The sequence below is a fragment of the Serratia sp. CY83965 genome (assembly GCF_052166375.1).
GTDB lineage: Bacteria > Pseudomonadota > Gammaproteobacteria > Enterobacterales > Enterobacteriaceae > Serratia > Serratia marcescens.
Genome location: NZ_JBJNOV010000004.1, coordinates 190603 through 203490, shown reverse-complemented (window position 1 = coordinate 203490; position 12888 = coordinate 190603). Strand labels below are relative to the sequence as shown.

Genomic DNA, 12888 nt, shown 5'->3' with positions numbered 1-12888 from the left:
GCTATTTCACCCGAACACACTGGAGCCGAATGCAATGAATGCAAATACCCCCCTGCCGCAAGCCGTATTCACGCCGGTGACGCGCCATGCCATCTTTATCGTCGCCACCCTGTCGCCCGTTCCCGCCCATCTGGCGGCGGTGCGCGCCTGGTGCGGCGACATCGCCGCCGTGGTGCGTTCGGTCGGCAAACGCGCGCCGGCGGGCAACCTCACCTGCGTCTGCGGCTTCGGCTCCGAGGCCTGGGATACGCTGTTCGGCGCACCGCGCCCTCGCCAGCTGCATCCGTTCAGCCCGATCGGCAGCGGGGAACGCGTCGCCGTCGCCACGCCTGGCGACATCCTGCTGCATATCCGCGCCGATGAAATGGATCTGTGTTTTGAACTGGCCTCTCAGTTGACCGCCAAGCTCGGCGACGCCGTGACGGTGATCGAGGAGGTGCACGGCTTCCGTTACTTCGATCAGCGCGCCATGATCGGCTTCGTCGACGGCACGGAGAACCCGGAAGGGCACGAAGCCTTCGACTACACGGTGATCGGCGACGAAGACGCGGCGTTCAGCGGCGGCAGCTATGTGCTGGTGCAGAAATACCTGCACGACATGCAGGGCTGGAATTCGCTCAGCGTGGAAACGCAGGAGAAGATCATCGGCCGCCATAAGCAGTCCAACATCGAGCTGGATGAAGCGGTCAAACCGTCGTCGTCGCACAGTTCGCTGACCACCATCACCGACGAGCAAGGCAACGAGGTGAAAATTCTGCGCGACAACATGCCGTTCGGCCGCCCCGGCCTGCGCGAGTTCGGCACCTACTTTATCGGCTATGCGCGCTCCCCGCAGCCGATCGAGCAGATGCTGGAAAACATGTTTATCGGCCGCCCGGCCGGCAACTACGATCGGCTGCTCGATTTTAGCCGCGCGGTGACCGGCACCCTGTTCTTCGTGCCTTCCGCCCCGCTGCTGGAAGCGCTGGCCGATCGCAGCGGCGCCGAACTGCACTGATTGCCCGAAATGCGGGGCCGCAGCGATCAGCCTTAGGTTATCCTGCGGCCCTGCGCATCGATCACCGGCTCGCCGTCTTCTTTGCTGAAGGCGCCGCGCTGCGGATCCGGCAGAATCTCCAACACCGCCTCCGACGGACGGCATAGGCGCGTGCCAAGCGGCGTCACCACGATGGGGCGATTGATCAGGATCGGCTGTTGCACCATGAAGTCGATCAGTTGTTCGTCGCTCCAGGCGCTGTCGTCCAGCTGCAGCTCGGCGTAAGGCTCGACGTTTTTTCGCAACAACGCGCGCGGCGGCATGTTCATGTCGGCCAGCAACGCAATCAACCGTTCGCGGCTGGGAGGCGTTTCCAGATACAGAATCACCTCCGGCTCAACGCCGCTGTTGCGGATCAGCGCCAACGTATTGCGCGACGTGCCGCAGGCCGGGTTGTGATAAATATTGATACTGCTCATGACGGTTTCTCCGGTTAGGATAAAACGGACAGCCGCAGCGCCAGCGCTGCCAGGGTGACGAACAGAATTGGCAGCGTCATCACCAGTCCTGCGCGGAAATAATAGCCCCAGGTAATGACGATGTTTTTCCTTGCCAACACATGCAGCCACAGCAACGTGGCCAGGCTGCCGATCGGGGTGATTTTAGGGCCGAGATCGCTGCCGATGACGTTAGCGTAAATCATCGCCTGCCTGATGACGCCTTCCGCGCCGCTGCCGTCGATCGACAGCGCCCCCACCAGCACCGTCGGCATGTTATTCATGACGGAAGAGAGAAACGCACTCAGGAAGCCGGTGCCGAGCGTCGCCGCCCACAGCCCCTGCCGCGCCAGCGCATCCAGCACGCCGGACAGCAGATCGGTCAAGCCGGCATTGCGCAGCCCATAGACCACCAGATACATGCCCAGCGAGAAAATCACGATCTGCCAGGGCGCCCCGCGCAGCACTTTACCGGTATCGATCGCTCGCCCGCGTTTCGCAACCGCCAGCAGCACCAGCGCGCCGCTGGCGGCGACCAAACTCACCGGCACGCCGAGCGGTTCCAGGGCGAAAAAGCCAATCAGCAACAGCGCCAATACCGCCCAACCGGCTCGAAACGTCGCGCGATCGCGAATCGCTTCCCGCGGCGCCGGTAAACGCGTCAGCGCATAGCCCGGCGGAATATCCTTGCGGAAGAACAGATGCAACATCACCAGCGTCGCCGCCACGGCGACGAGGTTGACCGGCACCATCACCGCCGCATACTCCGTAAAGCCCAAGTGAAAGAAATCCGCCGAAACGATATTCACCAGGTTGGACACCACCAGCGGCAGGCTGGCGGTATCGGCGATAAAGCCCGCCGCCATGACGAAAGCCAGCACCGCAGCAGGACGAAAACCGAGCGCCGACAGCATGGCGATCACGATCGGCGTGAGGATTAACGCGGCGCCATCATTGGCGAACAGCGCCGCCACAGCCGCGCCCAACAGGAGCATATAGGTAAACAGCCAGCGGCCCCTGCCGTTGCCCCAGCGCGCGACGTGCAAGGCGGCCCAGGCGAAAAAGCCGCTTTCATCCAGCAACAGGCTGATGATGATGACGGCGATAAAGGTCGCAGTCGCATTCCAGACTATCTGCCATACCACGGGGATGTCGCCGACGTGCACCACGCCGCTCAATAATGCCAATCCCGCCCCGATCGACGCACTCCAGCCAATACCCAGCCCTTTCGGTTGCCAGATGACCAAGATCAACGTCAGAATAAAGATCGCCCCTGCCACTATCATCGCTGCCCTTCCGCCCTTTTAAGTTTACATATTCGATTTTTCATATGTGTTTGCGTAAATTTTTTACCGTTACGGACAACCTTTCGCCACGCGTTGCGCTAACTCCGACATCTGTTCTGGCCGGCACTGATAAGCCTGCTCAATAATCGCCGCCGCCCAGGCCGGCATATGCGGCGACAGGCGATAATGTATCCATTTACCATCGCGCCGATCGAGCAGCAGCCCGCTTTCACGCAGCATCGCCAGATGCCTTGAAATCTTGGGTTGCGGCAGCGCCAGTGCGCCCGACAACTCGCACACGCACAGTTCACCGGCGTGGCGCAACAGCAGCACCAAGGTCAGGCGCGTCTCGTCAGACAGGTTTTTAAACAGTTTCAGCGGCGTCAATGACGGCATGTCACACTCCCGTTAACCTTTCTCTTCATCACAGCTCGCTCGTGAAGATACCAGCTTCACATTCGAAAAAACAAATATAAAATGCAAAACGTTGCCCTCCTCACCGAGACATATACTTATCTTTATGCCGCTCTTGCAGGAAGGAGGTACCATGCCGCTCACATTCAAACGTTCGGAAAGGCTCTCCATCGGCACCGAAATAGAGTTACAGCTGGTCGATGCCGAGCACTACGATCTTACGGATCGAGCCGATCGGGTGGTCAGCGCGGTCGGCGACCGCCGGCGCGTCAAGCATGAGCTCACCAAATCGATGGTGGAGCTGAACAGCTCGGTGCACCGCGATCTCGATGAGCTGCACACCGAGCTGCGCACCCTGACCCATACCGTCCGGCGCTGCGCGCAGCGCCTGGGCTGTGACGTCTGCGGCGGTGGCCGCCACCTGAGCAACGACTGGCGCAAGCAGGTCATCAGCGACAACGCGCGCTACAGGCAGCTGGCCAGCCGTTTTGGCTATCTCTCCAAGCTGGCCTGCGTGTTCGGCCAACACATTCACCTCGGCGTCAACGACGGGGACGAGGCGATGTACCTGTGCCATGCGCTGACGCCCTACTTTCCGCAGCTGATCGCGCTCAGCGCCTCGTCGCCGCTGTATCAGGGCGTCGACACGCGCTTTGCCAGTTCCCGCTTCAGCGCTCAGAACTCCTTCCCCAACTACGGATGCCTGGAACACATCTACAGCTGGCATGAATTCAACGCCTACTACGAACGGTTGAATGCCGCCGGCGTGATTGAAAGCGTCAAGGATATTTACTGGGATGCGCGGCCAAAACCGGAGCTGGGCACGGTGGAGATCCGCATCTGCGATACGCCGCTGCGGATCTCCCACGCCGTGCTGCTGGTCGGTTACTGCCGCCTGCTGGCCGATTTTCTGTTGCAGCGCCGTTCGCCGATCGCGCCGGAATACGATGCCTTCACCAATTACAACAAGATCAACGCCTATCGCAGCGGCTTTGCCGCCGAATACGTCGATCCCGCGACGCTGCGCCGCAGCAGCCTGACCGCCCACATCCTGCACACTCTCGAAGCGCTGAGCGGTTTTGCCGAGCGACGGGAGGATCGTGCCCTGCTGCAGGCCGTCGAGCGCCATGTCCGCCAGGGCATCAGCGATTCGGAGCATATCCGCCAGATGTTGCACAACGGCCTGCCGCAAGCTCAGGTGATCAAGCGCCTGTGCGATGAGCTGTTGCAGCCTGCAAGTTAAGTTTCGGCTATCGATTCCATACGCCAAAGCCGCTGTTCATTATGTGCTCTTTCGCTACAATCGTGAGCACTGACATTCACCGTATCGAGGACACCATGTACAACTTCTCCCGCTATCAGGCAAAAGAACTGGCGCTGGCTTACATGAGCGGCAAAAAACACGATCTGTCGCCGCAGGAATTTTTGCAGCAGCTGAAAAGCAGCGAGCGATCGTTTGAGCATCTGCTGAAACACGGCAGCGAAATGCCGCGTGACGTGCTGGTTAAAAGCTTCTGAACAGCCGGTTGCCGGCCATTTTCCCTCTACGCCGCCGGTGGCGAGCCTGACAGGCCCGCGCATTCCCGGCCGTTCATTCCCCGTTCCTCATCCTGCCTCGTTTCGTCCCCACAGGCGAAAACCCCATAAATTCGCACCCAGAGGCGAATTATTGACATATTCGTATCCAGGTGCGAATTTATAGTTATCTCTCCACAAACAATGGAACGCGCCATGCCGACGCCAATCAGCGTAATCAGCGGCGATCTGGTCGATTCCCGCCGATCAGACACCGTCAACTACCTCAATGGGCTGCATAACCTGCTCGATCGACTGCGGCGTGACGGGCGGCTGCATCAGGTGGAAATCTTTCGCGGCGATGCCTTCCAGGCGCAGGCCGCCCCAGAGGACGGGCTGTTGCTGGCGGTGTACATTCGCCTCGCGCTGCGAGCGATGGGCGCCGCGCACTGGGATGCGCGCATCGCCGTCGGGCTGGGCAGCCAACGGCCCGACGCCGCCGGTTACGGCAGCGCCTTTATCAACTCCGGCAGCGCGCTGGACGCCATGGCAAAAAATTGCCGGCTGGCTCTGAAAACCGACAACGATCGGACAAACGCCATTGTCAGCGATCTGCTGCCGATGTTAGATCATGTGATTGGCCGCCTGTCACAGGCCGAAGCGCGCATCGTTCAGGCGAGAATGTTCGCCGACAGCGGCGCCGCCGTGGCGGACCAGCTGCAAAAAGCCGCCTCCACGGTCTCCGCCGCGCTGAAACGCGCGGCCTACGAGGAAATCATGCGGTTTATTCACGCCATTAACAGGATCGTCTGACCATGGATCTGACCTATGCGCCTTTGCTGGCCTGGCTGTTGCTCGTCCATCTGCTGGCGGATTTTCCGCTGCAGCCGCTGAGTTGGGTGGAAGATAAAATTCGGCATCGCGCGCGTTCGCGTTTTCTGGTGTTGCACGCGTTGCTGCACGGGGTGCTGGCCGCCTGGGCGGTGGCCGGTTTCGGCCTGCTGCATGGCGGGCTTTCTTCACTGCAGGTGCTGGCCAGCCTGCTGGTCATCGCCGTCAGCCACTACCTGATCGATTTGCTGAAAGTCACCGCGATGAACCGCCTGAGCCCGGCCCGCAGTTTCCTGCTCGATCAGGGATTGCATCTGGCGGTGATCGCCTTGCTGTGGCTGGGGCTAACGCCGAACGCCGGTGAACTGCTCGCCGCGCTGGGGCGGCAGCTGGGGCGTTGGCAAACCGGGCTGGTGCTGGTGGCCTACAGCCTGATTTATCTGCCGATGAGCCTGCTGATCGGGCAACTGCTGGCGCACTGGACGCCGCAAATGCCGCCTTCGGCCAAGGCCGACAACGACTCGCTGCTGCGCGCGGGCAAACAGATTGGCTATCTGGAGAGAACGCTGATCCTGACCTTTGTGCTGCTGGGGCAAATCCCGGCGATCGGCTTTTTGCTGGCGGCCAAATCTATCTTCCGTTTCGGCGATCTGCGCCAGAGCGACGATAAGATGCGTACCGAGTATGTGCTGCTCGGCACGTTGTTTTCCTTCACGCTGACCATCATGCTCGGCCTGCTGGTCAACAAACTGCTGTAGCGGTGCAGGGGCGAAGAATTTCGCCCCTGGAGCGAACGCCGAGGCGGCTTACAGCCACTCGCCGAAGCGGCGGATATAGAAACGCTTCATCAACTGGGCGACCACGCAGTAGCTGACCAGCGTAGCGGCCAACCACGGGAAGTATTCCCACGGCAGCGGCTGCAGGCCAACCAGGGCGCCGAGCGGCGAGAACGGAATGTAGATGCCGAGCGCCATCACCAACCCGGTGGTCAGCAACACCGGCAGCGCCGCGGTGCTCTGAATGAACGGGATCTTCTGGGTGCGCAGCATATGCACCACCAGCGTTTGCGACAGCAGCCCCTCAATGAACCAGCCGGACTGGAACAGCGCCTGGTGTTCTACGCTGTTGGCGGCGAAGACGTACCACATCAGCGCATAGGTCGTAATATCGAAGATCGACGAGGTCGGCCCAATCCACAGCATAAAGCGCCCGATGTTTTTGGAATCCCACTTGCGCGGCTTGCGCAGGAACTCTTTGTCCATCTTGTCCCACGGCAGCGACAGCTGGGAAATGTCGTACATCAGGTTTTGAATCAACAGGTGGATCGCCAGCATCGGCAGGAACGGGATGAAAGCGCTCGCCACCAGCACCGAGAACACGTTGCCGAAGTTGGAGCTGGCGGTCATGTTCAGGTACTTGATGATATTGCCGAAGGTTTCGCGCCCTTTGATCACCCCCTCTTCCAGCACCATCAGGTTCTTTTCCAACAGGATGATGTCCGCCGATTCCTTGGCGATGTCGGTGCCGGTGTCGACCGAGATGCCGACGTCGGCGTCGCGCAGCGCCGGCGCATCGTTGATGCCGTCGCCGAGGAAGCCGACGGTATGGCCGTTGCTCTGCAACATTTTCAGCACCCGCGATTTCTGCAGCGGCGTCAGCTTGGTGAAGACCGTACGCTGTTCCACTTCGCGCGCCAGCTCTTCGTCATCCATCTGTTCAATCTGCAGCCCGGAGAGCGGCTCGCCCGGCTCCAGGCCGACATCGCGGCAAATCTTACAGGTGATCACCGGGTTGTCGCCGGTCAGCACCTTCACCGTCACACCGTTTTCCTGCAGCGCGGCGATCGCCTGCTGCGCGCTCTCCTTCGGCGGGTCAAGGAAAGTCAGCAGCCCTTGCACCACCATGTCGCGCTCGTCGGCCACGCTCAACGGTTCGGCCGGGCGCTTCGCATCCAGTTCGCGCGTCGCCAGCACCAGCACGCGGAAACCGTCTTCGTTATACTCGCGAGCCAACGCCTGCAGCGCCGCACGGCGCGCGTCGTCCAGTTCCAGCGTTTTGTCGCCTTCGCGCACGTGGGTGGCGATCTCAAGCATCTCCTCTACCGCGCCCTTACAGATCAGCTGCTGCTTGCCATTTTCGTCCGCCACCACGATCGACAAACGGCGGCGCACGAAATCGAACGGCAGCTCATCCACCTTGCTGAAACGCCCCAGGGCTTCAATCCCCGGTTTGCCGCGGCCAAAGCGGATCACCGCCTGATCCATCAGGTTCTTCATGCCGCTCTGATGGAAGCTGTTCAGCCAGGCCAGGTGCAGCACCTCGTTATCTCTGGCGCCAGTGACGTCGATGTGGTGCTCGAGAATGATGCGATCCTGGGTCAGCGTGCCGGTCTTGTCGGTGCAGAGCACGTCCATGGCGCCGAAGTTCTGAATGGCGTTCAGGCGCTTCACCACCACCTTGCGGCGCGACATGGCGATCGCCCCTTTCGCCAGGTTGGAGCTGACGATCATCGGCAACATTTCCGGCGTCAGACCGACCGCCACCGCCAGTGCGAACAGCGCCGCCTCGCTCCAGTCGCCTTTGGTGAAACCGTTGATCAGCAACACCACCGGCACCATCACCAGCATGAAGCGAATCAGCAGCCAGCTGACGCTGTTCACCCCGCGATCGAACGCGGTTTGCGCCCGCGAACCGACGATCGACTTGGCCAGCGAGCCGAAGTAAGTGCGCCCGCCGGTCGCCACCACCACCGCCGTGGCGGTGCCGCTGGCGACGTTGGTGCCCATCAGGCAGATATTGGACAGCTCAAGCAGCGCGTTCTCGCTGGATACTTCCCCTTCGCTCGACTTCTGCGCCACGTTGCCCATGGCATCGTATTTCTCGATTGGGATCGCTTCGCCGGTCAAAATCGCCTGGCTGATGAACAGATCGCGCGAGGCGATAAGACGCACGTCGGCCGGCACCATGTCACCGGCGGAGAGCTGAATGATATCCCCCGGCACCAGTTCACGGATCGGCACTTCCAGCGTCAGCGGATGCGCGCTGTAGCTGCTGCGGCGCAGCACCGTGGCGGTGGTGCGCACCATCGACTTCAACGCTTCCGCCGCTTTGTTGGTGCGGTATTCCTGCCAAAAACGCAGCAGCCCGCTCAGCGTGACCATGGTCAGAATGATAATGACGCCGGTGAGTTCAGTTTCTTCACCGTTCTGGCGCGGCAGCCAATAATCGGTAAAGAAACTGATCGCAGCCAGCACCATCAGTACGAAGATAAACGGGTTGTTGAAGGCCTTGATCAGCTGAATCAAGGCATGCGGTGCCTTGTCGTGGGCGACCTGGTTGGCGCCGAACTGCTCCAGCCGCTCATCGGCGTCGTCCTGGGTCAAGCCGTTGCGGTTGCACTTCAGGTTCGCCAGCGTTTGGGCGATGCTGTTGGTCGCCTCTTGCGCAATGGCGTAGGCCGCCGCATCTTTATCACGGCGACGCATTCTTTCATTAATCTGAGTCATAACGCTATTCTCTTATTTTCGTTCTACGCACAGGGATATCCCGCCCGATAAACAGGTGGCTCTGCGCAGAGTGGAATTTTTAATTAGCGTGACTAAATGGCGGAATTACCCTGTCAGCCACGCAAGAATCATTTCCCTTCCGGGGTCATCGTCCATAACGCCTCCTTAATGCCCCACGTTATTCAAGGTGTTCATGAATAAAACCGAACATATAATCAAGTTAATCAATATTTATATTATTATTCAGACCGGTAATTCGGACGCGACGCGCCAGCGAACGGCACTCACGCTTTTTTCCAGACTGACGCGGCAAACAATACCTTCGATTTCTTTTTGCGCAGCCGGGGTGGCGGTAATTTCCGCGCACACTTCCAATTGCCCCGGACTGGAAATATCGGCGCTGCGCAAGGATTGCAGCCGCAAGGCGACGCCGTTCAGCGCCTGCAAGATCAGGGTGCGCACCAGAATTTCGTCCTGCTCGCCGCAGGTCACCTGAATGCGGTAGCACAGTTCCAGATCGGTCGCCTGCTGATGCGGCTGCAGATTGATGCGCTGCGCGGCTTCGCGCAGCAGGATATTGGCACACAGGATCACCAGCGTAGCGACCACCGCATCCCAATGCTGGCCCAGGCCGCACAGGACGCCAATCCCCGCCGAACACCACAGCGTGGCGGCGGTGTTGAGGCCGCGAATGTTCAGCCCTTCACGCATGATAACGCCGGCGCCGAGGAAACCGATACCGGATACGATCTGCGCGGCCACCCGGCCGGCGCTGGCCGGATCGGTGGACATGGCGCTGAGAATAAAGACCGCCGCACCGGTCGCCACCAGCGCATTGGTGCGCAGGCCGGCCATGCGCTGGCGCCACTGGCGCTCAGCGCCAATGACCGCGCCCAGGCACATCGCCAGCAATAAATTTAAAACGAAAGGAGTCATCGCCATGACTGTCCCCTTAATAACCGCAGGAGATAAAATCATGTGCTGTTTAGCACACGCGAAAGCGCGCTGAAAATAAATCAGCGAATCAGCGTGTCGTGCCTGGAGGGAAAAGGCTGTGGCTGCAAAATACCATAATAACGTCCAACTCGATTCACCTGAAACCGTCAGGCATCAGGAAACGTTTATTACTCGGGTATGCACAGCTCAGAAATAACTGGAGAGGGGTGCTGCCCGCCGATAACGGCAAGCAACAAATCAGAAGAGAATTGGTCAGCTTGCCTTATTTGTTTTATTACAACTACAACTGTCCAATTGGGTTTCTCCACCGAAATTTTGGCTGAGTATAGTGACGTCGGATAATGAAGTAAAGGCTAATTTATTAAACGAAAAATAAACTGGAATACGGCGATGATATTTCGATGTCACAAATAGAAGATGGCGACATTGGGCGCCGACGCCGCCTTCCGGCCGCTGCATCAGGCCCTATGGGACAAAGCGCTGACCGCCAATTTCAGCGCGCAGCCTTTCGCCGGCATCGCGGCCCACAGCCTGCGCGCCACACTGGCCGACGGCCGCACGTTCGACGTTGCGCCTTAGCAAGGTCGCCGGCGGTGGGCTACGCTAGGCTATATTTCCGACGACCCGCAAGGAGTGGCCGATGACGCCTCTGATCCACACTCTGCTCGACGAAATTTGGCAAAGCCTGGGGCAGCGCCCCGCCCCCGCCGACCGGCTAACCGTAAGCGGCACCGGCGCATTGCCTTCGGCGTTTCCCGTGACCGAATTGGCTACCGCCGCCTGGGGCGCCGCCGGTTTGGCCTGCGCCGAGTTGCTTCGCCGCGAGGCGGCCGACGCGCCGCAGGTCTGGATCGATCAACGCCTGGCCTCGCTCTGGTTCGGCTGGACGCTGCGTCCGCTGGGGTGGACGCTGCCTGCGGCCTGGGATGCACTGGCCGGCGACTATGCGACGGCGGATGGCTGGATACGCCTGCATACCAATGCGCCGCACCATCGGCGAGCGGTGGAGCAGGTGCTGGGTTCGGCATCGGATAAAGGCACGCTGGCGGAACGCGTGCTGGGCTGGAAAAAAAGCGAGCTGGAGGAAGCGGTGATCGAGGCCGGCGGCTGCGCGGCCCAAATGCGCTCGGCGGCCGCGTGGCGACAACATATTCAGGGCAAAAGCGTGGCGCTCGAACCGCTGATCCACGCCTCGCTGCAGCCGGAAGCGCCACCGCCGTGCTGGGCGCTACCCGTCGCCCGGCCGCTGCACGGCGTGCGGGTGCTGGACCTGACGCGCATTCTCGCCGGGCCGATCGCCACGCGTTTTCTTGCCGGTTTGGGCGCCGACGTGCTGCGCATCGATCCCTACGGTTGGGATGAGCCCGGCGTTGAACATGAAGTCATGCTGGGCAAACGCAGCGCGCGCCTCAACCTGACCAATGCGCACGATCGCCATACGTTTGAACATCTGCTGAGAAACACCGACGTGATCGTGCACGGCTACCGTGCCGGTGCGCTGGAGAAGTTGGGCTATGGCGCGGAGGAAAGACGCGCGCTGGCGCCGGGCCTGATAGACGTCTGCCTGAATGCCTACGGCTGGAGCGGGCCGTGGCGCACCCGGCGCGGTTTCGACAGCCTGGTACAGATGAGCTGCGGGTTGGCGGAGGCGGGCATGGTTTGGCGCAGCGCCAGTTTGCCGGTGCCGTTGCCGGTACAGGCGCTGGATCACGCCACCGGCTATTTGATGGCGGCGGCGGTGCTGACCGGTATGGCGCAGCGCCTGAGCCGCGGCACCGGCTACCACGCGCGGCTGTCGCTGGCGCGCACGGCTCAGTTGCTGCTGGCGCATCCCTGTTCGGCAGACTACCGGCCGGAACCGCTGGCACCGGCCGGAACCGCCGACGAGAACCCGGAAACGGAATTGACTTACTGGGGGGCCGCGCAACGCCTGCGCGCCCCGTTAAGCCTGCAGGGCACGGCGCTGCAATGGGCGCTGCCGGCGACTACGCTCGGCACCTCGCAACCGGAATGGCTACGCCGCTAAATCGCCGCCAACTGTTGCTGCAGCCACTGCAGCAAGCGGGTGACCGCCGGCGTCAACCCGGCGGTCTGCGGCCACACCAGATAAACGTCGTCATCGCTCAGACGACGGGGCGCGGCCAACGCCACCAGTCTCCCCGCGTCGAGAGCATCCTGGACCAGCAGCTTTTTCGCCAACGCGATGCCAAACCCTTGCTCCGCCGCGCGAATCAACAATCCGGCATCGTTGAACAACGCCTGTTGCCGCCCGCATAACGGCCGCCCCTGCGCGTTGAACCAGTCGCGCCAGGGACTGACGTCGTGCTCGAGCAACGGAATATCGCCACCGTTCTCGAACGCCGCCCCCCATTCTCGCGCCATATCCGGCGAAGCGACAGGCAGCACGTCACCCGACGCGATACGCTGCGCCTGCAGCCCCGCCCATTGACCGCTGCCGATGCGGATCGCCGCATCGAACCCTCGCTGCGACAGATCCTGCAGCGCCAGCGACGCATCGATATCCAGCGCAATATCGGCGCAGGCCTCATGAAAAGCAGGCAGACGCGGCAACAGCCAATAATGGGCAAAAGACGGCAACACGCTGATGCGCAGCGTCTGGCTTGTCGCCGCACGCCGGGCGCGGGCGACGCCCTGCTGCAGCGCCTGCAGCGCCGGTTCCACCGCCGCCAGCATCTCTTTCCCGGCCGCATTCAGGCGCACGCCGCGCCCGCGCCGTTCAAACAGCGGATAGCCGACCGCCTGCTCCAGCAGCTGAATTTGCTGGCTGACCGCACCGTGCGTCAAATGCACCTGTTCCGCCGTAGCGCGCAAATTTTCCAACCTGGCGGCGATCGCAAAGGTCGGCAAAACATGCAGGGGAATGCGTTCATTCATCATTGGTTAAC

13 protein-coding genes are annotated in these 12888 nt (G+C 61.2%); 7 read left to right on the top strand and 6 right to left on the bottom strand.

Annotated features, from left to right (window positions below; genetic code table 11):
- Nucleotides 1–34 precede the first annotated feature (34 nt).
- Nucleotides 35–997, top strand: coding sequence for a Dyp-type peroxidase (locus ACJ8PL_RS11840; protein ID WP_016927222.1), 963 nt, complete (start codon nucleotides 35–37; stop codon nucleotides 995–997).
- A 32-nt stretch (nucleotides 998–1029) separates the two neighbouring features.
- Here ACJ8PL_RS11840 and arsC read toward each other — a convergent pair whose 3' ends face one another.
- The 3 genes from arsC to ACJ8PL_RS11825 all read right to left on the bottom strand — a co-directional run bounded on the left by arsC (nucleotide 1030) and on the right by ACJ8PL_RS11825 (nucleotide 3155).
- Nucleotides 1030–1455 (bottom strand): glutaredoxin-dependent arsenate reductase, encoded by a 426-nt coding sequence (arsC, locus tag ACJ8PL_RS11835; RefSeq protein WP_442531177.1) that lies wholly within the window; start codon nucleotides 1453–1455, stop codon nucleotides 1030–1032.
- Between the two features lie 14 nt (nucleotides 1456–1469).
- Entirely contained in the window at nucleotides 1470–2759 is a 1290-nt protein-coding gene (locus ACJ8PL_RS11830; protein WP_016927220.1) for an arsenic transporter, read from the bottom strand.
- A 69-nt stretch (nucleotides 2760–2828) separates the two neighbouring features.
- On the bottom strand, nucleotides 2829–3155 hold the full coding sequence (locus ACJ8PL_RS11825) for a metalloregulator ArsR/SmtB family transcription factor (protein WP_016927219.1): 327 nt from the start codon (nucleotides 3153–3155) through the stop codon (nucleotides 2829–2831).
- A gap of 151 nt (nucleotides 3156–3306) precedes the next feature.
- Between ACJ8PL_RS11825 and ACJ8PL_RS11820 the strand changes: the two genes are divergently transcribed.
- The 4 genes from ACJ8PL_RS11820 (at nucleotide 3307) to ACJ8PL_RS11805 (ending at nucleotide 6277) form a co-directional block, all read left to right on the top strand.
- Nucleotides 3307–4416: a YbdK family carboxylate-amine ligase gene (locus tag ACJ8PL_RS11820; protein ID WP_261459987.1), complete on the top strand. Its 1110-nt coding sequence runs from the start codon at nucleotides 3307–3309 to the stop codon at nucleotides 4414–4416.
- Nucleotides 4417–4511: 95 nt separating this feature from the next.
- Entirely contained in the window at nucleotides 4512–4691 is a 180-nt protein-coding gene (locus ACJ8PL_RS11815; protein ID WP_004935085.1) for a hypothetical protein, read from the top strand.
- A 213-nt stretch (nucleotides 4692–4904) separates the two neighbouring features.
- The gene (locus tag ACJ8PL_RS11810) at nucleotides 4905–5501 is read left to right on the top strand and encodes a hypothetical protein (RefSeq protein ID WP_015378329.1); all 597 of its coding nucleotides are present in this window, start codon (nucleotides 4905–4907) and stop codon (nucleotides 5499–5501) included.
- A 2-nt stretch (nucleotides 5502–5503) separates the two neighbouring features.
- Nucleotides 5504–6277 (top strand): DUF3307 domain-containing protein, encoded by a 774-nt coding sequence (locus ACJ8PL_RS11805; protein WP_016927216.1) that lies wholly within the window; start codon nucleotides 5504–5506, stop codon nucleotides 6275–6277.
- A gap of 48 nt (nucleotides 6278–6325) precedes the next feature.
- On the opposite strand, the gene mgtA is transcribed toward ACJ8PL_RS11805, so the two are convergent.
- A complete protein-coding gene (mgtA, locus tag ACJ8PL_RS11800) occupies nucleotides 6326–9025 on the bottom strand; it encodes a magnesium-translocating P-type ATPase (RefSeq protein WP_028128126.1) in 2700 nt (899 codons plus the stop codon).
- Nucleotides 9026–9268: 243 nt separating this feature from the next.
- Nucleotides 9269–9967, bottom strand: coding sequence for an MgtC family protein (locus tag ACJ8PL_RS11795; RefSeq protein WP_028128127.1), 699 nt, complete (start codon nucleotides 9965–9967; stop codon nucleotides 9269–9271).
- Nucleotides 9968–10399: 432 nt separating this feature from the next.
- Here ACJ8PL_RS11795 and ACJ8PL_RS11790 point away from each other — a divergent pair, with 432 nt between their 5' ends.
- Nucleotides 10400–10561 (top strand): hypothetical protein, encoded by a 162-nt coding sequence (locus tag ACJ8PL_RS11790; protein WP_162883457.1) that lies wholly within the window; start codon nucleotides 10400–10402, stop codon nucleotides 10559–10561.
- A 61-nt stretch (nucleotides 10562–10622) separates the two neighbouring features.
- Nucleotides 10623–12008, top strand: coding sequence for a CoA transferase (locus ACJ8PL_RS11785; protein WP_197789201.1), 1386 nt, complete (start codon nucleotides 10623–10625; stop codon nucleotides 12006–12008).
- On the opposite strand, the gene ACJ8PL_RS11780 is transcribed toward ACJ8PL_RS11785, so the two are convergent.
- Nucleotides 12005–12880, bottom strand: a complete 876-nt coding sequence (locus ACJ8PL_RS11780; protein ID WP_016927211.1) for a LysR substrate-binding domain-containing protein — start codon at nucleotides 12878–12880, stop codon at nucleotides 12005–12007. The genes ACJ8PL_RS11785 and ACJ8PL_RS11780 overlap by 4 nt on opposite strands.
- Nucleotides 12881–12888: the final 8 nt, after the last annotated feature.